The organism is Caballeronia sp. LZ029, from assembly GCF_031451275.1.
Classification (GTDB): Bacteria; Pseudomonadota; Gammaproteobacteria; order Burkholderiales; family Burkholderiaceae; genus Caballeronia; species Caballeronia jiangsuensis.
In genome coordinates, this window is record NZ_JARUXO010000003.1 from 334,970 (window position 1) to 355,413 (window position 20,444).

General features: G+C 63.4%; 20 protein-coding genes. 9 read left to right on the forward strand and 11 right to left on the reverse strand.

The features are described from left to right. Position 1 precedes the first annotated feature (1 nt). The 8 genes from QCE73_RS20870 to QCE73_RS20905 all read left to right on the forward strand — a co-directional run bounded on the left by QCE73_RS20870 (position 2) and on the right by QCE73_RS20905 (position 7,546). Positions 2-763 (forward strand): SDR family NAD(P)-dependent oxidoreductase, encoded by a 762-nt coding sequence (locus QCE73_RS20870; RefSeq protein WP_309883382.1) that lies wholly within the window; start codon positions 2-4, stop codon positions 761-763. Beyond that, entirely contained in the window at positions 760-1,320 is a 561-nt protein-coding gene (locus QCE73_RS20875) for a MarR family transcriptional regulator (RefSeq protein WP_309883383.1), read from the forward strand. The genes QCE73_RS20870 and QCE73_RS20875 overlap by 4 nt, the downstream gene beginning before the upstream one ends. A gap of 11 nt (positions 1,321-1,331) precedes the next feature. Further along, positions 1,332-2,183 carry an enoyl-CoA hydratase family protein gene (locus tag QCE73_RS20880; protein WP_309883384.1) on the forward strand — a complete coding sequence of 284 codons (852 nt, stop codon included), beginning with the start codon at positions 1,332-1,334 and terminating at the stop codon, positions 2,181-2,183. After that, complete coding sequence (locus tag QCE73_RS20885) at positions 2,184-3,365, forward strand: acyl-CoA dehydrogenase family protein (RefSeq protein ID WP_309883385.1); 1,182 nt, start codon at positions 2,184-2,186, stop codon at positions 3,363-3,365. Beyond that, entirely contained in the window at positions 3,362-3,811 is a 450-nt protein-coding gene (locus tag QCE73_RS20890; protein ID WP_309883386.1) for a thioesterase family protein, read from the forward strand. The genes QCE73_RS20885 and QCE73_RS20890 overlap by 4 nt, the downstream gene beginning before the upstream one ends. Beyond that, complete coding sequence (locus tag QCE73_RS20895; RefSeq protein WP_309883387.1) at positions 3,808-4,203, forward strand: RidA family protein; 396 nt, start codon at positions 3,808-3,810, stop codon at positions 4,201-4,203. The genes QCE73_RS20890 and QCE73_RS20895 overlap by 4 nt, the downstream gene beginning before the upstream one ends. Positions 4,204-4,215: 12 nt before the next feature. Next, on the forward strand, positions 4,216-5,853 hold the full coding sequence (locus tag QCE73_RS20900; RefSeq protein WP_309883388.1) for an AMP-binding protein: 1,638 nt from the start codon (positions 4,216-4,218) through the stop codon (positions 5,851-5,853). 85 nt (positions 5,854-5,938) lie between these two features. Beyond that, complete coding sequence (locus QCE73_RS20905; RefSeq protein WP_309883389.1) at positions 5,939-7,546, forward strand: ABC transporter substrate-binding protein; 1,608 nt, start codon at positions 5,939-5,941, stop codon at positions 7,544-7,546. Here the strand turns inward: QCE73_RS20905 and QCE73_RS20910 are convergent, their stop codons facing one another. After that, positions 7,547-7,804 (reverse strand): hypothetical protein, encoded by a 258-nt coding sequence (locus QCE73_RS20910; RefSeq protein ID WP_309883390.1) that lies wholly within the window; start codon positions 7,802-7,804, stop codon positions 7,547-7,549. Positions 7,805-8,240: 436 nt separating this feature from the next. On the opposite strand from QCE73_RS20910, the gene proP reads away from it, so the two are divergent. After that, entirely contained in the window at positions 8,241-9,713 is a 1,473-nt protein-coding gene (proP, locus tag QCE73_RS20915; RefSeq protein ID WP_309883391.1) for a glycine betaine/L-proline transporter ProP, read from the forward strand. 12 nt (positions 9,714-9,725) lie between these two features. Here the strand turns inward: proP and QCE73_RS20920 are convergent, their stop codons facing one another. The 10 genes from QCE73_RS20920 to QCE73_RS20965 form a co-directional block, all read right to left on the reverse strand. Continuing rightward, positions 9,726-10,352 (reverse strand): DAK2 domain-containing protein, encoded by a 627-nt coding sequence (locus tag QCE73_RS20920; RefSeq protein WP_250485823.1) that lies wholly within the window; start codon positions 10,350-10,352, stop codon positions 9,726-9,728. Positions 10,353-10,364: 12 nt separating this feature from the next. Continuing rightward, complete coding sequence (locus QCE73_RS20925; protein ID WP_309883392.1) at positions 10,365-11,375, reverse strand: dihydroxyacetone kinase subunit DhaK; 1,011 nt, start codon at positions 11,373-11,375, stop codon at positions 10,365-10,367. Between the two features lie 672 nt (positions 11,376-12,047). Further along, on the reverse strand, positions 12,048-13,049 hold the full coding sequence (locus tag QCE73_RS20930) for an ABC transporter permease (RefSeq protein ID WP_035502068.1): 1,002 nt from the start codon (positions 13,047-13,049) through the stop codon (positions 12,048-12,050). Continuing rightward, complete coding sequence (locus tag QCE73_RS20935) at positions 13,046-14,560, reverse strand: sugar ABC transporter ATP-binding protein (protein WP_035502070.1); 1,515 nt, start codon at positions 14,558-14,560, stop codon at positions 13,046-13,048. The genes QCE73_RS20930 and QCE73_RS20935 overlap by 4 nt, the downstream gene beginning before the upstream one ends. 70 nt (positions 14,561-14,630) lie before the next feature. Beyond that, complete coding sequence (locus QCE73_RS20940; protein WP_309883393.1) at positions 14,631-15,740, reverse strand: sugar ABC transporter substrate-binding protein; 1,110 nt, start codon at positions 15,738-15,740, stop codon at positions 14,631-14,633. 72 nt (positions 15,741-15,812) lie between these two features. Next, positions 15,813-16,484, reverse strand: coding sequence for an L-fuculose-phosphate aldolase (locus tag QCE73_RS20945; protein ID WP_309883394.1), 672 nt, complete (start codon positions 16,482-16,484; stop codon positions 15,813-15,815). Next, entirely contained in the window at positions 16,481-17,560 is a 1,080-nt protein-coding gene (gene mtnA, locus QCE73_RS20950) for an S-methyl-5-thioribose-1-phosphate isomerase (protein WP_309883395.1), read from the reverse strand. Before mtnA ends, QCE73_RS20945 begins: the two co-directional genes overlap by 4 nt. Before the next feature lie 11 nt (positions 17,561-17,571). Further along, the gene (gene mtnK, locus QCE73_RS20955; protein WP_309883396.1) at positions 17,572-18,837 is read right to left on the reverse strand and encodes an S-methyl-5-thioribose kinase; all 1,266 of its coding nucleotides are present in this window, start codon (positions 18,835-18,837) and stop codon (positions 17,572-17,574) included. 20 nt (positions 18,838-18,857) lie between these two features. Next, a complete protein-coding gene (locus tag QCE73_RS20960; RefSeq protein WP_238289916.1) occupies positions 18,858-19,553 on the reverse strand; it encodes a GntR family transcriptional regulator in 696 nt (231 codons plus the stop codon). A gap of 197 nt (positions 19,554-19,750) precedes the next feature. After that, entirely contained in the window at positions 19,751-20,365 is a 615-nt protein-coding gene (locus QCE73_RS20965; protein ID WP_309883397.1) for a DJ-1/PfpI family protein, read from the reverse strand. Positions 20,366-20,444 lie beyond the last annotated feature (79 nt).

Sequence of the window (20,444 nt, forward strand, 5' to 3'; positions counted from 1 at the left end):
CATGACAGCTCTCGCCGATAAACACGCGGTCATCACGGGCGGCGGCAGCGGCATCGGTGCATCGTGCGCCCAGGCGCTCGCAAAGGCGGGCGCGCGCATCACGCTGATGGGCCGCGATCTCGCGCGTCTCGAAGCACAACGCGACGCGATGCGCGCTCATGGCGATGTCGCGTGCGTGAGCGTCGATGTCACGAATGAAGCCGCCGTCGAAGAAGCGTTCTCGCGCGTCGGTGCCGTCGATATCCTCGTCAACAACGCGGGTCACGCGCAAGCCGCGCCCTTCACGCATACCGACGCCGCGCTCTGGCAACGCATGATCGACGTGAATCTCACGGGCGTGTTCCTCTGCACGCGCGCCGTGCTGCCTTCGATGCTCGAACGCGGCTATGGACGCATTGTGAATGTCGCGAGCACGGCGGGGCAAGTCGGCTATGCGTATGTCGCCGCGTATTGCGCGGCGAAGCACGGCGTCATCGGTCTCACGCGCGCGCTCGCGCTCGAAGTCGCGACGAAGGGCGTGACCGTCAACGCAGTGTGCCCCGGCTACACCGAAACCGAACTGCTGCGCGCGTCGCTCGATCAGATCATGTCGAAGACCTCGCGCAGCGAACAGGACGCACGCGACGCGCTCGTGCGCCACAACCCGCAACGCCGCTTCGTGCAGCCGGAAGAAGTCGCCAACGCCGTGCTATGGCTTTGCGCACCCGGTTCCGACGCGATGAACGGCCAGTCCATTTCCGTATCAGGTGGAGAAGTCACGTGACCCACGCCGCACGCAACAAGAAAACGACCGCCGCGACGGAGCAGAAAACGCCGCGCAAGGGCATCGAGAAGCTGGCTGACAACGTCGTCGATCTGGAAATGAGCACGGGCGCCGACAGCCACATGGGACTGCGCCTGTGGCTGCGCATGCTCACGACCACCAACCTCGTGCAAGCCGAATTGCGCAAGCGCCTGCGCACGGAGTTCGATACGACCTTGCCGCGCTTCGATCTGATGGCGCAGCTCGAACGTCACCCGGAAGGGCTGAAGATGACCGAGCTATCGCGCCGCATGATGGTCACCGGCGGCAACGTGACAGGCATCACGGATCAGCTCGAAAAAGAAGGGCTCGTCTCGCGCTATACCGATCCGAACGATCGCCGCTCGACCAGCGTGCGCCTCACGCCGCAAGGCCGCACCGCATTCGACAAGATGGCGACCGCGCACGAGCAATGGGTCGTCGAAATGTTCGGCGGCCTCGAACTGAACGAGAAATCGCAGACGCATCAGCGGCTCGGCAAGCTCAAGCAGCATCTGATGAATACGCTAAAGGACTGAAGGAGACAGCGATGACCTCATCCGCCGCCGACGCGCTTCTCGCCGGCAACCGCACCACGCTCGCGGACTATCGCGCGACGCACTTCGGCTGGTCCGTGACCAACGGCGTCGCGACCATCATGCTGAACCGCCCCGAGCGCAAGAACCCGCTGACGTTCGAATCGTATGCGGAGTTGCGCGACCTGTTTCGCCAGCTCGCCTATGCGACCGACGTGAAGGCCGTCGTGATTCACGGTGCGGGCGATAACTTCTGTTCCGGCGGCGACGTGCATGAAATCATCGCGCCGCTCATCGATCTGCCGATGCCCGAGTTGCTGCTCTTCACGCGCATGACCGGCGATCTCGTCAAGGCGATGCGTCATTGCCCGCAGCCGGTCGTCGCTGCCGTCGATGGCGTCTGCGCGGGCGCGGGCGCGATCCTCGCGATGGCGTCCGACATGCGCCTCGGCACCGCGCGCAGCAAGCTCGCGTTCCTCTTCGCCCGCGTCGGCCTCGCCGGTTGCGACATGGGCGCGTGCTCGATCCTGCCGCGCATCATCGGCCAGGGACGCGCGGCCGAACTGCTCTTCACGGGCCGTTCCGCGAGCGGCGACGAAGGCTATCAATGGGGCTTCTACAACCGGCTCTGCACGCCCGAAACCCTGCTCGACGAAGCCGCGAAGCTCGCCTCCGAACTCGTCGCGGGCCCGACCTTCGCGCATGGCATCACGAAGAAGATGCTGCATCAGGAATGGAGCATGAGCATCGACGAGGCGATCGAATCGGAAGCGCAGGCGCAGGCCATCTGCATGAGCACGCGCGATTTCGAACGCGCCTATCGCGCATTCGCCGCGAAGACGCGGCCCGTGTTCGAAGGAGACTGAATGAACGCCGATCTGCACGGCGCGCTCGCGTGGCCCTTCTTCGATGAACGCCATCGCGAACTCGCGCGCAATCTCGATGCATGGGCAAACGCGCATCTGAAGCACGTCGATCACGCCGATACCGACGCGGCCTGCAAGCGCCTCGTGCGCATGCTGGGCGACGCGGGCTGGCTCAGGCATTGCATCGGCGGGACGCAATACGGCGCATCGAACGACACGATCGATACGCGCGCCGTGTGCCTGCTGCGCGAAACGCTCGCGAAGCACGACGGCCTCGCGGACTTCGCCTTCGCGATGCAGGGGCTCGGCTCCGGCGCGATCTCGCTCGCGGGCACCGACGAACAGAAGGCGCGCTATCTGCCGCGCGTCGCGAACGGCACGGCACTGGCTGCATTCGCGTTGTCCGAGCCGGAAGCGGGTTCCGATGTCGCGGCGATGTCGCTCGATGCGCGCATCGATGGCGACAGTTACGTGCTGAACGGCGACAAGACCTGGATCTCGAACGGCGGCATCGCGGATTTCTATGTCGTGTTCGCGCGCACCGGCGAAGCGCCGGGCGCTCGCGGCATCAGCGCGTTTATCGTCGATGCGGATACGCCGGGATTGCAGATCGCGGAACGCATCGACGTGATCGCGCCGCATCCGCTCGCGCGTCTGCATTTCGATAACGCGCGCGTGCCGCGCAGCCGGATGCTCGGCGCGCCCGGCGAAGGCTTCAAGATCGCGATGCGCACGCTCGATATCTTCCGCACGTCCGTTGCGGCGGCGTCGCTGGGCTTTGCACGCCGCGCGATGCAGGAAGGCCTCGATCGCGCCGCGTCGCGCAAGATGTTCGGCCAGACGCTCGGCGATTTTCAACTGACGCAGGCCAAGCTCGCGCAGATGGCGCTGACCATCGACACGAGCGCGCTGCTCGTCTATCGCGCCGCGTGGCTGCGCGATCAGGGCGAAAGCGTCACGCGCGAAGCGGCGATGGCGAAGTGGCACGCGAGCGAAGGCGCGCAACAGGTCATCGACGCCGCCGTGCAGTTGTGGGGCGGCCTCGGCGTGACACGCGGCGTGGCGGTCGAATCGCTGTATCGCGAGATTCGCGCGCTGCGCATCTATGAGGGCGCGACGGAAGTGCAGCAACTGATCGTCGGACGCGACTTGCTGAAAGCGCATGGAGAACGTCAACGATGACACGCACCTTCGACATGCCGATGCGCATCCGCTTCGCGCATTGCGACCCGGCGGGCATCGTCTATTTCCCGCAATACCTCGTGATGACGAACGCGCTCGTCGAAGACTGGTTCAACGATGCGCTCGGTATCGACTATGCGCGGATGATCTCCGCGCGCCGCGTCGGGCTGCCCATCGTCAAGCTCAATTGCGAGTTCTCGCGACCGAGCCGCATGGGTGAGACGGTGACGCTCACGCTCGCCGTCGATTCCGTCGGACAGCGCTCGATTCGCATCGATATCGTCTGTCATTGCGAGGGCGAAGTACGCTTTCGCGCCAAGCAGGTTCTGGTCACGACATCGCTCGACGATGGCCGCTCGATCGACATTCCCGGCGATATCGCCCACGCCATCGAACATTTCGCGCCGGGCACGAGCCGCGCACTGAACGAGGAGACACGCTCATGAAAAAGACCCTTCTGCCTTCGGGCTGGATCAAGCCGCGCGGCTACGCAAACGGCGTCGCGGCGCGCGGCACGCAGGTGTATATCGCCGGGCAGATCGGCTGGGACGAAGAGGCGCGCTTCGTCAGCCGCGAGTTCGGCGCGCAGGCTGTGCAGGCGCTGCGCAATGTCGTGGCCATTCTGCGCGAGGCGGGCGGCCAGCCCGAGCATCTCGTGCGCATGACGTGGTACGTGACCGACAAGCGCGCCTATCTCGCGGCGGCGAAGGAAATCGGCGCGGCGTTTCGCGAGCTGATCGGCGATTACGACATCGCGATGAGCGCGGTGCAGGTCGTCGCGCTCATCGAAGACGACGCGCTGGTGGAAATCGAAGCCACGGCTGTCATCCCCGACTAAGCGGAGAGCACGATGGAACGGTCAGCACACGTCGATACATTCGCGCGCGATCATCTGCCGCCGCAGGAACAATGGCCGGTGTTCATGCTCGACAACGCCGATGTCGCCTATCCCGCGCGCATCAATTGCGCGACCGAGCTGCTGGATCGCGCAATCGAACGCGGATACGGCGATCGTCCCGCGATCTGGTCCGATCTGAACGGCGAACCGCATGCGACGAGTTATCGCGAGTTGCGCGCGCTCGTGAATCGCAGCGCGCATGTGCTCGTCGATGAAATGGGCTTGCGTCCGGGCAATCGCGTGCTGCTGCGCGGGCCGAATACCTTGCAGATGGCGGTCGCGTTCTTCGCGGCGCTAAAGGCGGGTCTCGTCGTCGTGCCGACCATGCCGCTGCTGCGCGCGAAGGAGTTGAAGCAGATCATCGACAAGGCGCATATTTCGGCGGCGCTCTGCGACGTGCGCCTGACCGAAGAACTGAAACGCTGCGAGACGAAGGGCGACGAGTTCCACTGCGAAGGACTCGCGCGCGTTCTCATGTTTCACGACGACGCGCCCGGTTCGCTCGAATCGCTCGCGGCGGCGAAGCCCGATCGATTCGATGCCTGCGATACCGCCGCCGACGACGTGTGCCTCATCGCGTTCACGAGCGGCACGACGGGCGCGCCGAAGGGCTGCATGCACTTTCATCGCGATGTGCTTGCGATGTGCGATCTCTTCCCGCGCCACATCCTTAAACCGACATCGGACGATGTGTTCTGCGGCACGCCGCCGCTCGCGTTCACGTTCGGTCTCGGCGGCCTGCTCTGCTTTCCGCTGCGCGTGGGCGCATCGACGGTATTGCTCGAAAAGCTCACGCCGGAAACGCTGCTGCAAACCGTCGAACGTTATCGCGCGACGATCATGTTCACCGCGCCGACCTTCTACCGGCAGATGGCGCCGCTCATCAAAGGCTTCGATGTGAAGAGCCTGAAAAAAACGGTGTCCGCGGGCGAAGCGCTGCCCGATTCGACGCGCACGCTATGGCGCGACGCGAGCGGCATCGAGATGACCGATGGCATCGGCGGCACGGAGATGATCCATATCTTCATTTCGTCGGCGGGCGCGGACGTGCGCGAGCATGCGATCGGACGCGCGGTGCCGGGCTACGTCGTGCAGGCCGTCGACGATGCAATGCAGCCCGTGCCGCCCAATACGCTCGGCAAGCTCGCGGTGCGCGGCCCGACGGGCTGCCGCTATCTCGCCGACGAGCGTCAGTCGAAGTTCGTGCGCGACGGCTGGAACCTGCCCGGCGATTCCGTCATGATCGATGAAGACGGCTACGTGTTCTATCAGGCACGCGCCGACGACATGATCGTATCGGCGGGCTACAACATTTCCGGCCCTGAAGTGGAAAGCGTGCTGATGCAGCACGAAGCCGTTGCGGAATGCGGCGTGATCGGCGTGCCCGATGAAACGCGCGGGCAAGTGGTGAAGGCATTCGTCGTGCTCAATCCCGGCTTCACGGGCGACGATGCGCTCGTCGCCGCATTGCAGGACTTCGTGAAGCGCACTGTCGCGCCTTATAAATATCCGCGCATGGTGGCCTTTCTCACTGCGTTGCCGCGCACCGAAACGGGCAAGCTCAAACGCTTCGCGTTGCGCTCGATGTAGCGGGAAGGAAAGACGTTTGCTTGGTAGAGTACGGGTCATGCCCGCCGCGAGGCGGCTCGCCCACTCTTCCGAGCGAACAAGAAAAATGCTTCTTTCACGACGTTTCCTTGTTGTTTCTCTTTCCGCCGCGCTTGCCATCTCCGCGCAAACTGCGACCGCCGCGAGCAAGACGCTCGTGTTCTGTTCCGAAGGCAGTCCCGCCGGCTTCGATTCCGCGCAGTACACCACCAGCACCGATTTCGATGCGGGCGCTCACGCCGTCTACGATCAGCTCGTCGAATTCAAACGCGGCACGCTCGATCTCGTGCCCGGTCTCGCTGAGAAATGGGACGAAGCGCCGGACGCAAAGACCTTCACGTTTCATCTCCGGCATGGCGTGAAATTTCAATCGACATCGTGGTTCAAGCCCACGCGCGACTTCAACGCGGACGATGTCGTGTTCACGTTCAAGCGCATGATCGATCCGAACGATCCGTTCCAGAAGGCGCATCCGGTCAGCTTTCCGTATCTGACCGATCTCGGCTACGACAAGAACATCGCGTCCGTGGAGAAGCTCGATGATTACACCGTGCGCTTCACGCTCAAGACGGCGGATGTCGTATTCGTGCGCAACATCGCGATGGAATTCGCGTCGATCGTGTCGGCGGAATATGCCGCGCAGTTGCTGAAGCAAAACAAGCCCGAGAACCTCAATCAGAAGCCGGTAGGCACGGGCGCGTTCGTATTCCGCGACTATCAGAAGGATGCGACGATCCGCTACGACGCGAATCCGACATACTGGAACCGGAAGGACGTGCATATCGACAAACTCGTCTTCTCGATCACGCCGGATGCCGCCGTGCGCCAGCAGAAGTTATCGGGCGGGGAATGCCAGGTGACGTCGTTTCCGCGCCCCGCCGATATCGGCGCTTCGAAGCAGGACCCGAAGCTCACGGTGCTGTCGGGTGTCGGCTTCAATGTCGCGTATGTGGGCTACAACACGACGCACAAGCCGCTCGACAACGTGAACGTGCGACGCGCGCTCGACATGGCGATCGACAAGCAGGCGATCATCAAGACCGTCTACGAAGGCGCGGCCACGATGGCGACGAACCCGATGCCGCCATCGCAATGGTCCTATAACAAGGCGTTGAAGGACGCGCCGCGCGATCCCGCGAAGGCGAAGGAACTGCTGAAGGAAGCGGGCTTTCCGAACGGCTTCACCATCACGCTATGGGCGATGCCCGTGCAGCGCGGCTATAACCCGAACGCGCGTCTGATGGCGCAACTGATTCAATCGGACTGGGCGAAGATCGGCGTGAAGGCGAATATCGTCACGTACGAATGGGCCGAGTACAACAAGCGCGCGAAGACGAACGGCGAGCACGACGCGATTCTTTACGGCTGGCTCGGCGACAACGGCGATCCCGACAACTGGCTCGGCACGACGCTCGGTTGCGATGCGGTCCACGGAAGCAACATGGCGAAGTGGTGCAACAAGCAGTTCGACGATCTTCTCGCGAAAGCGCGCCTCGTCACCGATCAGAACGCGCGCACGAAGCTTTATGAAGAAGCGCAGGTGGTCTTCAAGGATCAGGTGCCGTATACGCCGCTCGCGCACGCCAACATCTTCCAGCCGATCTCGAAGCGTGTGCACGGCTATCTGATCAGCCCGCTTGGCGGACATCGCTTCGACGGCATCACGCTCGACTGATCAGCCTCCGCGAAACCACGCATCGATGCTATCGCGCTCTTCGCGCTTGCCCGACTGCGTCTTGTACGCGTCGCCGCCACCGACCGCGCTGGTGGCGGCATCCGGCATAACGTGCGCGTCGCTCTTCGCGTGCGTCACCTGAACGGCCGTCGTGCCGTGAGATACCGGCGTGACCTTGCCGGAATCGTCCGCGAACGCGGGCACGGCTGAAAGCGCCGCGCTCGCAGCGAAAAGAATGCTGATGGTCTTCGCTCTCATGGCGATCCCCGTGAATGTGTCGATAAAAAGAGGCGCGATCGATCAACACGGTTACCGGAATCGAATCATCGTGCCGAAAGCATCGCGCCCGCCTGATCCATTGCATGGCCTGTGCCAATGACGATGGACGCATCGCTCCAATCCGCTCAAAGGCCCGTGAATAAAGGCATTCCGCCTGACGCTCGATAGCCGTCGCAGCGCACGCATGTCGGATGACGGCCAACGCTTCACCGTGCCCTGTGCGACGCAATCCGACAGCACGAACGCACGTGTGTCGTTTTCTGCCGTTTTCCAGACGCGTGAGCGAAGGCATGCACGCGTCCCGATCCGCACACTCTGGAAACATCATGCCGAGGGCCGCGTGCCTCATCGGCGGCCTTCTGCGCGACCACACCGCAGTCCTTCGTGTTCGCCTTGAAAATCAGGAGTGAGACAATTGAGTTCCTCGCACGAGCGCAATGCCCGCAGCAAATCGTCGCCGCATCTCACGCTGGGCGATATCACCGTCGTCGATCACGCTCTTCTGAAACGTGCCGTGGGCGCGATGGCGCTCGGCAATGCGATGGAATGGTTCGACTTCGGCGTCTATAGCTATATCGCCGTCGTGCTGGGCAAAGTATTTTTTCCGTCGAGCAGTCCGTCCGCGCAATTGATCGCGACCTTCGGCACATTCGCCGCGGCGTTCCTCGTGCGGCCGATCGGCGGCATGGTGTTCGGCCCGCTCGGCGACCGCATCGGCCGCCAGCGCGTGCTCGCCATGACGATGATCATGATGGCGGCCGGCACGTTCTGTATCGGCCTGATTCCGAGCTATCACTCGATCGGCATTCTCGCGCCCGTGCTGCTGCTCGTCGCGCGTCTCGTGCAGGGTTTCTCCACAGGCGGCGAGTACGGCGGCGCGGCGACCTTCATCGCCGAATTCTCGACCGATGCGCGGCGCGGCTTTTACGGCAGCTTTCTCGAAGTCGGCACGCTCGCGGGCTATATCCTCGGCGCGGGCACGGTTGCACTGCTGACGGCGACGCTTTCGCACGACGCGCTGTTGTCATGGGGATGGCGCGTGCCGTTCATGATCGCGGGCCCGCTGGGTCTCGTGGGCCTCTACATCCGCATGAAGCTCGAAGAAACGCCGGCGTTCAAGAAGGAAGCCGAGACGCGCGAGGCGCATGAACGCTCGCGTCCGAAGCAGCGCTTCACCGAGCTTCTCTCGCAGCAGTTCAGGCCGATGATGCAATGCGTCGGGCTCGTGCTGATCTTCAACGTCACCGACTATATGGCGCTGTCTTATCTGCCGAGCTTTCTGTCGGCGACACTGCATTTCGACGAAACGCATGGCCTCTTTCTCGTGCTGCTCGTGATGGTGCTGATGATCCCGATGACGCTCTTCGCGGGCCATCTCTCCGACCTGATCGGCCGCAAGCCGGTGATGCTCGTTGGCTGCATCGGGCTTTTCGCGCTGTCGATTCCCGCGCTTCTGCTCGTGCGCACGGGCGCGCTGCTGCCGGTGTTCCTCGGCCTGCTGATACTCGGCGCGCTGCTTTCCACTTTCACGGGCGTGATGCCTTCGGCGCTGCCCGCGCTCTTTCCGACGCGCATTCGTTACGGCGCGCTCGCGATCGGCTTCAATGTGTCCGTGTCCCTGTTCGGCGGCACGACGCCGCTCGTCACGGCATGGCTCGTCGATGCGACGGGCAATCTGATGATGCCCGCGTATTACCTGATGGCGGCATCGGTGATCGGCGTAGTGTCCGTGCTCGCGTTGCGCGAGACGGCGCGTCAGCCCTTGCTCGGCTCGGGGCCGTGCGTCGCCACGAAGGCGGAAGCGCTCGCCCTGACGCGCAAGAAGCTGAAAGTCGTTCAAACGGGCAGGCGCGAGCGCGAGGTCGTCCCGCAAAAGAAGCGTGCGTGAACGCCCCCGCGTTCATGCTGCAAGCGCATTTCTCAACGCTTCGAGAAACCTGACGTAAGCGGTCGCGCCGGGGTCCGCGTGCCCGATGCTGCGCTCCTGAACCCACGCCGCGCGGCCCTTTTTCGATTGCAGCGTGGCCGTCGCGCTGACCTGTTCGCTGGCCTTTGCGATCATCGCGTCGAGCGTGTCCGTCGCGCTGCCTTGCGATGCGGCCAGCACATCGAGACTCGGCACCAGCGCATCGAGCACGGTCTTGTCGCCGACCTGACTCTTGCCGCGTTCGATGATGCGCGCCGCCACCGCCTGGCCGATCGCGAGCGCCTCATCGCGCCCGATCGCGTCCTTGTCCTTCACCGTCTTCGCGGCGGCAAGCAGCCCACCGCCGACGAGCGCCGCGAACGTCGATGGATTCGCCGTCGAAAATGCCTTGGCGGCGGCCAGCATGATTTCGTTGAGCGTTGCTTCTTCGGGCAGCGCGCCCAACGCCTTTACGACCGCCGCCGATCCGGACTGCACCGTGATCCCGAGATCGCCATCGCCGAGCGCCGCGTCGAGATCGCGCAGTTCATCGGCATGCGCGGGCAGCGCGCCGAGCGCGCGTGTGAGGATGTCCCGCAGTTCCTTGCTGGTTACGCTCATCGCATGCTCCTTTCAGGACTCGGTGCCGTCGCGGAAGAACGGCGAGCGCGCGGGCGCTTCGAGCAGCGCTTCGAGCTCGTCGTCGAGCAGCATGACCGTGATCGACGCGCCTGCCATTTCGAGACTCGTCACGTATTCGCCGACATACGAACGCGCGATCTTCAGCCCTTCGTCGGCGATGAGCTTCGCTGAACGTCGATACAACAGATAGAGCTCTTCGAGCGGCGTCGCGCCCAGGCCGTTGACGAGCAGCGCGACGCGCGAACCTTTCGGCGCGGCGAGATCGCCGATGATTTGTCCGGTGAGACGTTCCGCGATGGCATCGGCGGATTCGAGCTTGCCGCGATGCGTGCCCGGCTCGCCGTGAATGCCGATCCCAATCTCCATCTCGCCTTCGGGCAGCGTGAACGTGGGTTTGCCGGCGGCGGGCAGGATCGTGGGCGAGAGGCCGACGCCCATCGTGCGGCAGTTCGCGTTGGCCTTGGCGCAGATGCGCGCGACATCGTCGAGCGAATCGCCGCGTTCGGCGGCTGCGCCTGCGCATTTGAAGGCGAACACCATGCCGGCGACGCCGCGCCGGTCGTCGGCGCGGTCTTTCGGTGCGGAGGCGACATCGTCGGTGAGCACGACCGTTTTTATGTCGATGCCTTCGGCTTCCGCGAGGTCCGCTGCGAGGTCGAAGTTGAGCACGTCGCCGCCGTAGTTGCCATAGACATAGAGCACGCCGGCGCCGCCGTTTACGGCTTTCGTCGCTTCGAAGATCTGCTCCGATGATGGCGATGAGAATACGTTGCCGACCGCTACGCCGCCGCATAGGCCCTCGCCTACGTAGCCGAGGAAGCCGGGCATGTGGCCCGAACCACCACCGGTGATGATGCCTACGCGGCCCGGTTTTGGAGCGTCGGCGCGGACCAGCGCGCGGTGGTCTTCAGTCGCGGATTTGATCCATTGCGGATGCGCGAGGAGGAGCGATTCGATGATCTCATCGACGAAGGATTCTGGGTTGTTGATGATTTTTTTCATGGTGTTTTTGCGGCTCCTTTTGGGATTGTTGGTTCGCTTGCTTGCTGTTGCGCTTGCGTGAAATCCTGCTTTCGTGTCGGTCTATTGGCTCTGCCCCTCCCCGGGGCGGGGGTCACTTTCTTTGCTGCTGCAAAGAAAGTAACCAAAGAAACAGCTATCCCCAGCCTAAGCACTTCACACCGGCCGCGGCACAGACGATTGGCCTAATGGCCCGGCTGTAGCGAGTGCCCTCGTAGGTCTCGCGGGGCTTGGACCGCGCACGGTCTGTCACCTCGCACCGCTTGCTTCACTGGTTCAGCACCAAGTAGCTCCAGCCCGCTTCGCGGCCGACCGGTCAATCGGGTTTGCATGTGCTTCTTCGACGGTTTCCCTCGCAGACCCAACGGCAGCGCGTAGCGCTGTGCCGAAGCTATTTGGTGCTGAACCAGTCCGTAGTGCCGTGCGATGTGTCAGACCGTGCGCGAGCCAAGCCCGGTAAGTCCTTTGGGGGCGACACTTAGGCGAGTGCCGCATGCGGCTGGCAAGCATGGCCAACGTGCGTGTGACCGCGGGCGGTGAGAAGCTGCTTTCTTTGGTTACTTTCTTTGCAGCAGCAAAGAAAGTGACCCCCGCCCCGGGGAGGGGCAGTGCTAATGGACCGACACGAAAGCAGGATTCCATAGAAGAAAGAGTTCAAACCTTCCTCCGCTGACTGAGCGCATCGAGCAACACGGCGGCGAAGATGACACCACCTTGAATGAACTGGGTCCAGAAGGGGTTCACGCCGAGCAACGAAAGGCCGACGTTGATGACGCCGATAAGCACCACCCCGATAAAAGTGCCGACGATAGAACCTCTGCCGCCAGCAAGCGAAGTCCCCCCAATGACAATAGCCGCGATAACCTGCAACTCCAGCCCATTAGCCGCCGAAGGCAAGGCGGAATTCAGCCGCCCGGCGAGCACGATCCCGGCGATCGCCGCAGTAACGCCCGCCAGCATGTAAGTAAAAAACACCACACGCCTGACAGGAATCCCAGCAAGCCGCGCCGCTTCCTGATTCCCGCCGACGGCAAACACCTGATGCCCGAACGTCGTCTTGCGCAACAACACATGCCCGGCGACGAACACGACCAACATGACGATCATCGGCATAGGCAGACCGGCGACGGTCTTCGCACCGAACATCGTGAACGCGTTGGGGAAATCGAACTTCGTGCGGCCATCGGAAATGGCGAGCGTGAGGCCGCGCGCCATCGCCATCGCGGCCAGCGTGACGATGAAGGGCACGAGCCTGAGCCACGAGATCACAAGCCCGTTGAGCGCACCCGCGAACGCGCCCACCGCGAGCGCGACGCCTAGCCCTGCCACGCCCAACCCGACCGCGCCCGGACTCGACCCCGCCATGACGGTCGCCGCCACCATGCCGCTCAACGCGACGAGCGAGCCGACCGACAAGTCGATGCCCGATGTGATGATGACGAACGTGCCGCCCACCGCTGCGATGCCCACCACGGACACCTGCACCATGATGTTCGTGAGCGTGCTCGTGGTGAGAAACTCGGGCGATGCGATCGACAACGCAATACAGATGATGACGAGCGCCGCGAACAAAGGCCCGATGCCGCTCCTCAATTGACGGATCACACGGCGCGACAGCGCCTCCGTGTCCGAACGATCGGCTGCCGTGGAGGTCATGCGCCTGCTCCTGTCGTTGCCCACTGAATGACCGTTTCCGAATCTGCCTTGTCTCGCGCGATCTCGGTCACGATGCTGCCGCGATACATCACCAGCACGCGATCCGACATGCCGAGCAACTCGGGCAGCTCCGAACTCACCATTACGACGGCCGCGCCGGCGCGCGCCATCGTCACCATGTGCGCGTAGATTTCCGACTTCGCGCCCACGTCGATACCGCGCGTCGGTTCATCGAGCATGATGACGACCGGACTCGTCGCGGTCGCGCGGCCTAAGATGACCTTCTGCTGATTGCCGCCCGAAAGCGTCCCCGTGATCTGCAACACCGACGACGCACGCACGCCGAAACGCGCGCTCGCATCCTGCGCGAGCTTGCGCTTTTTCGCGCGGCTCACGAAGCCGCCGCTCGCCAGCGCCTTCAGGCTCGACAACGCAATGTTCTCTTCGATGTTCGCTTCCAGCACGAGCCCTTCGAGCTTGCGATCTTCCGACGTATAAACGAGCCCGTGACGCACGCCCTGCGTCGGCGAATGATTGGCGATCTTCCTGCCCTTCACGAGAAGCTCGCCATTCGTCACCGGCAGCGCGCCGAAGATCGTCTTCAGCAATTCCGTGCGCCCCGCGCCAGCGATGCCCGCAATGCCCACTATCTCGCCCGCGCGCACCGAAAAGCTCGCGTTACGCAGCAACGGCGCGCTCGCGAGATTGCGCACTTCGAGCACGACCGGACCGTAATCGCGCGGCTCCCACGGATAGAACGATTCGAGATTGCGCGCGACCATCGCCTGCACGAGATCCGCTTCGGTCCATTCGGACATCGGGCGCGCGCCGACGGTCGCGCCATCGCGCATCACGACAGCGGAATCCGCCAGCTCGAACACTTCTTCCAGATGATGCGAGATGAAGATGATGCCCATGCCTTCCGCGCGCAGCCGCCGCACCACCGCGTACAGATTGGCGATGTCGTGGCTTTGCAGCGCGGCGGTCGGTTCGTCCATCACGAGAATGCGCGCATCGCGCGCGATCGCCTTCGCCACTTCGACGAGTTGCCGCTTGTTCAACGGCAGATCGCCGAGCCGCATCCACGGCGGCACGTTGTCGAGGCCCACGCGCGCCAGTGCCTCGCGTGCCATCGTGTTGGCGTCGCGCATCCTCACGAAGCCGTTGCGCGAAGGCATGCGGCCGAGGAACAGGTTCTCCGCGACCGTCATGTCGTTGATGAGCGAAAGCTCCTGATAGATGACGGCCACGCCCGCATCGATCGCCGCATGGGTGCCGCGCGCGAGCGGCATGCCGCCGATGTCGATCGTGCCTTCGTCGGGCTCATACGCGCCCGACAGCACCTTCACGAGCGACGACTTGCCCGCGCCGTTCTCGCCGACGATCGCCACCACATGTCCCGCGTGCAGGTCGAGACTCACGCCGCGCAGCGCCTTCACGCCGGGAAAGCTCTTCACGATGCCCTGCATGCGCAACAACGGCGCTTCGGTTTCCACGTTCATGTCGTGCATTCCGTATGCATTCCGTGTGCATTCCGTATGCGGGCCGCGCGTCGCTGGAACGCGCGGCCGCCGGTTGCCCTTACTGCTTCACTTCCTCGGACCACAGGCCGTACTTCTTCACCTCATCCGAATCGATGTTCGATTTGTCGATGAGCATCGTCGGCCATGCGTAGTTCGCGGGCACGTCCTTCTTCGCGTTGTAGTCCGCGATGAACTGCAGCGACTTCGCCGCCATCTGGATCGGGTTCTGCGAGATCGTCGCGTCCTGCTTGCCCGCGCGGATCGCGGAGAGCGCCTGCGCGGTGCCGTCGGCGCCGATCACGAGAATATGCTCCTTGTCGCCGAGCGGCTTGTAACGGCCCGCGTTGTCGATGGCCTTTTCCGCGCCCACGGTGTTGTCGTCGTTCGCGCCGAAGACCGCATCGATCTGCGGATATTTCTGCAGGATGCTCGTCATCGCGTTGAGCGACTTCTCCTGATCGAACGCGCCTTCCTGACGCGCGACCACCTTGATGTTCGGGTACTTCGCGATCTCTTCGCTGAAGCCTTTTTCGCGATCCGTCGCGGCCGTCGTGCCGACGAGAACTATCAGATCGACGACGAAGCCCTTCTCCACGCCATAGCGCTTCTTCAGATGCTCGGCGATCCACTTCGCGCCCGTCTGCCCGAGCGCGACGTTATCCGACGCGACGAACGACGTGACCTTGCCGCCATCCGATCCACGATCCAGCGTGAAGACCGGAATGTTCATCGAGTTGGCTTTTTCGACCGCGGGAATGATCGCCTTCGAATCGATCGGATTGAGCACGAGCGCGGTCACGCCCTGGCTCAGCAGGTTGATCGCATCGTTGACCTGCTGTTGTGCATCGCCGTTCGCGTTGGTCTGCACGAGATCGAAGCCCTGATCCTTCGCGCCGCGCTCGACGCCCGCCTTCAGTCCGACGAAGAACGCGTTGTTCAAAGTCGCGATCGAGAAGCCGATCTTGGGCTTGCCGCCCGCTGCGGTCGCGGCCGGCGCGCTCGCCGGCGCGCTTGCCGGTGCGCTCGCCGCCGAACTGGTGCTGCTCGTCGACGACGAGTTGTCGCTCTTCGAGCATCCGCTCAACGCGGCCGCCGCGCATAGCAATACGGCGCCGCTCGATTTGCCGAACGTTCCCCAACTGTCGAATCTTGCCGAACTCCAGGCCATGGCTGTCTCCGTTGTACGAGTTGTTCAATGCGATTTTTCGCTTCGATGAGGCTTCGCTTCCCGCCACGCGTTTCAGCGATCCTCCGTGTTGCGCCTGCCGTAAGTCTTGAACTTCTCCATCACTTCATCCATCTGTTCATCGGAAAGCAGGGGCGGCGCGCCGATCTGCAACGCCAGCAGATACTGCTTCGCCAGCACTTCCACTTCATGCGCGAGCCACACGGCGCGCGCAAGATCCGCGCCGAGCGCGATCACGCCATGATGCGCGAGCAGACACGCGCGGCGATCGTCGAGGGCGTCGAGCGCATGATCGGACAACTGCTGGCTGCCGAAGACCGCATACGGCGCGCAGCGTATCGACTTGCCGCCCGCCGCCGCGACCATGTAATGCAGCGCGGGAATATCGCGTCCATGAATGGCGAGTGCGGTCGCCGCGATCGAATGCGTATGCACGACGGCGTTGATATCGCCACGTGCGCGCAGGATGTCGCGATGAATGCGCCATTCCGACGATGGCCGTTCCACGCGCAGAAGCTCGGCATCGTCGGCGATGTCGAGCGGCAGCCACACGATCTGCTTCTCGTCGAGCTCGCGCGCGCTCACGCCGCTCGGCGTGATCAGCAAGCCTTCTCGATATCGCGCGCTCACGTTGCCCGACGTGCCCTGATTGATGCCGAGCCGCTCCATCTCCAGCGACGTTGCGACGATCGCGCGGCGCAGCGCGCTTTCATCGGCCGCGATCATGCGGCGTTCCCCTCGGCGGCGAACAGCGTTCTCAGCGAGCGTTCGAACGGCGCATGCACGATGCCGCGCTCCGTGACGAAGCCGCTGACGAGCGCGTGCGGCGTGACATCGAACGCGGGGTTGCGCGCCTTGATCGCATCGGGCGCGATGCGTCGTCCGGCGAGATGCGTGACTTCCTCGGCATCGCGCTCCTCGATTTCGATGCGCGAACCGCCCGGCGTCTCTAGATCGAGCGTCGATGAAGGGCAGGCGACATAGAACGGAATGCCGTAATGATGCGCGGCGATGGCGAGCCCCAATGTGCCGATCTTGTTGGCGAAGTCGCCGTTCGCGGCGACGCGGTCCGTCCCGACGATGACGACATCCACGAGCCCTTGCGACATGATCGACGCGGCGGCGCTATCCATGATGAGCGTGACATCGACGCCCGCCTGCTGCAATTCGAACGCCGTGAGACGCGCGCCCTGCAGAAGCGGACGCGTTTCATCGGCATAGACCTTGAACGCGATGCCCGCGCGATGCGCCGCATAGATCGGCGCAGTGGCGGTGCCGATGCCGGTCGTCGCGAGCGCGCCCGCATTGCAGTGCGTGAGCACGCCGCATCCTTCGCGGATGAGCGGCATGCCGTGCTCGCCGATGCCTTCGCACAGCGCCTGATCTTCTTCGTGTATCCGCTTCGCTTCATCGACGAGCGCTTGGTAGAGCGTCGCGGCATCGTTCGTATCGACATCGCGTGAATGACGCAGCATGCGCCGCACGCCCCAGCTCAGGTTGACCGCCGTAGGCCGCGCCGTTTCGAGCCAGTTCGCATGACGTTCCAGCTCCGCGCGAAACTGCGCGACGGGCAGCGCGGCCGATCCGCGCATCGCGATGCAAAGCCCATACGCCGCCGCGACGCCGATCGCCGGTGCGCCGCGCACGCGCAACTCGCGAATGGCGCGCCATACCGCTTTCTCATCGGCGACGTTCTCCACCACGATCTCATGCGGCAAACGCGTCTGATCGAGCAGCAACAGATCGCCGTCGCGCCATTCGATCGTCGGCGGAAGCGTCGTGAACAAGGGCTGCGAAGCCATGAGGTCTCCTGTCACATCGTTGCGATGTCGCGCTGAATCTCGCGCGCGAGCGTCGCCACCTGTTCGATATCGCCGAGCGTGGCGCGCTCGACGAGCAGCGTTTCCGCGCAACGCAGACAGCGCACTTCGATATTCGCCCGCACTTGCGCATCCGGAATGCGCGTGATCTCCGCGACCTTCGCCATCCCGACGATGCGCCGAATCATCTTGCAGCCTGCGAAGCCGAGCGTATCGGCCAAGAGACGCCGCATGAAATGCGCGCGATACGCCGTAAGCGCGCGGCTTTCCGCGTCCGCGCCGATGAAACGCCGCTTGCTGCGGCTCTCGTTGTCGCGCCATAGCTCGACGAATTGCGCGCTGAAGCCGTTCCAGATGCGCACCATCTGTTCGAGCAGCCATTCCTGATACGCGACGGGATCGCGCCCGTCGATGCGTCCGTGCCAGTCGCGCGAGAAGAACGCGAGCAGCAGATTCGCGATCACCGCGCCGACATCGAAGCCCATCGGCCCATAGAACGCGAACTCGGGATCGATCACGAAGGTCTCGTCTTCGTTGACCATGATCGACCCGGTATGCAGGTCGCCGTGCAGCAAGGTCTCGGCGTGGTTCATGAAGGCCCACTTCATGTCGGCCGCCGCGATGCGCAACGGCTCGTGCGTTCTCAGCCTTTCGATGGCGCCCTTGGGCAACGCGGGACTGTAGACGTTCGACGGATGATCCTCGAACGGAAACGTGAACACGAGGTCCTCGGTGATCTTGCACAGTTCCCAGTTCACCGCCGCGCTCGCCGCGTGCTTCTTGATATCGGGCGCGAGAAAGAGATCGGAGCCGTAGAAAAGCGTGTGCGCGAGATAGGTCGAAAGATGATCCGCGAGACGCGGATACATCGCGCCATCCATCAGACCTTGCCGCAGGATGCGATGCGACGCGAGGTGCTGCATCACCACGAGAAAGCGCTTGCTGTCCGCGTGATAAACCTTCGGCACATGCCGCGGACACAGCGCGCCGAAGCGCCGCAACGCAGCGACTTCGTGCTCCATGCGCTGACACGAAAGCGGCCACGTCTTGCCGACGAGCCGCAGAAACGGCGGCGCCTGCTTGACGACGACGCTGCGCCCGGGCGCCTTCGCATTCGTCACGAAGTACACGTAGTTCAGATTGCCGTCCCCGACTTCGACGACGTCGAGATCGTCGGGATCGCCCAGCAGCGCGCGCACATCGGGCACGTCGCCGAGATAGGCGGCGAGTTCCTGCGCGGTGAAAGCTTCAAACTCCATCGGTATGTCTCCTCCGATGTTCAGCGACGCTTGCGCACCAGATCGAACTTGAAGATGCTCGTGTTGTAGTAGTCGTTGCTATAGCAAAGCGGCTCGCCGCTCTGATCGAAATCCACCTCGTCCAGCAGCAGAAAGAGACCGAAGCCGTCGCCCAGTTCCGGCAGATCGCGCGGCGTGAGAATGGTCGGCTGTATCGACGTATGCGTATGCGACAGCCGCCGTCCCGTGCGCGCGAACATGCCGAAGAGCGACTCGCCAAGCTCGCCCTCGGCGGCATCGAACACGTGCTTCGGGATCGTGTCGATGCAATACGCGGCGATGGCGTCGTCCGCGCGTCGCACGCGCTCGATTCTCACGCACGGATCGCCACGCGCGATGGCGAGCTTTTCCGCGAGACTCTCCGAAGCCGCGACGGTCTCCATCTGGATGCGGCTCGTCGACGGCACCGCGCCCACGCTGCGAATCATGTCCGTCACCGACATCAGATCATCGAGCCCGCCGTGCAGCTTCAGCGAAATTTGTCTGATGAAGGTGCCCTTGCCTTGCTGACGCGACAACAAGCCATGCGAGATCATCTGCGCGACAGCTTCGCGCAGGCTGGAACGGCCGACGCCGAGCAGCTCGCAAAGCTCTATTTCAGTGGGAATCTGATCGCCGGGCTTGAGCTTGCGCTCGCGGATCATGGTGAGAAGCGACTCCTGAATCTTGTCGCTCATCGATCGCTCGACGCTCAGGCGCATGAGGGTCTCTGGGATGGCAGTCCCTGAAATATACATCAGACGTCTGATGTTTCTGTAAGGACTTTCCCGAAGCGTTTAATGCTTTATACGCGGGTTTTCTTTATGCGAGTGCAGCACGAATGTGCCCGTCGCGCGCATCGCGACGGGCTTTGCAGTGCACGATTTTATGGCCGTTACGCGAGCGTGGCGGCGTCGATAAAAGGCGTGATGTTTTTCATCGCGCGCTCGACGTAGACATCTTTTTCGCCGACAGGCGCGACGTAATGCAGCGCACTGCACGCCGCCTCAACGCCTTCGAGCCGCGCGATCACCCACGCCGCCAGATACTGGGATGCGAGGCATCCGCCCGCCGTCGCAACGTTGCCATTCGCGACGAAGGGTTGATCGAGCGTGCGCACGCCCGCTTCCTCGACCCAGGGCTTCGTGGTCAGGTCGGTGCAGGCGGGCACGTCCCGAAGCAGGCCGAGCTTCGCGAGAATGAGCGTGCCGGAGCATTGCGCGCCGAGCAACTGGCGCGCGGGATCGAGCCTGATGCGCGCCATCAGCGATGCATCGGCTGCGACCTGGCGCGTCAGCATGCCGCTGCCGACGATCACGGCATCGGCGTTCGCGGCATCGTCGAGCGTGGCTTGCGCCTTCAGCACGACGCCGTTCATCGAACGCACTTCTTCCGATGGCGACGCGATCGACACCTTCCAGTCCGGCTTTTTCACGCGATTGAGAATGCCGAGCGCGATCAGCGAATCCAGTTCGTTGAAGCCCTCGAAGGTGAGAATGGCGATATGCATGTTGTGCTCCTTTCAGCGCATGTGTTGCATGTGCCCATGCTACGGCCCAGAATGAATACAATCAAAAAATTGTCATGAA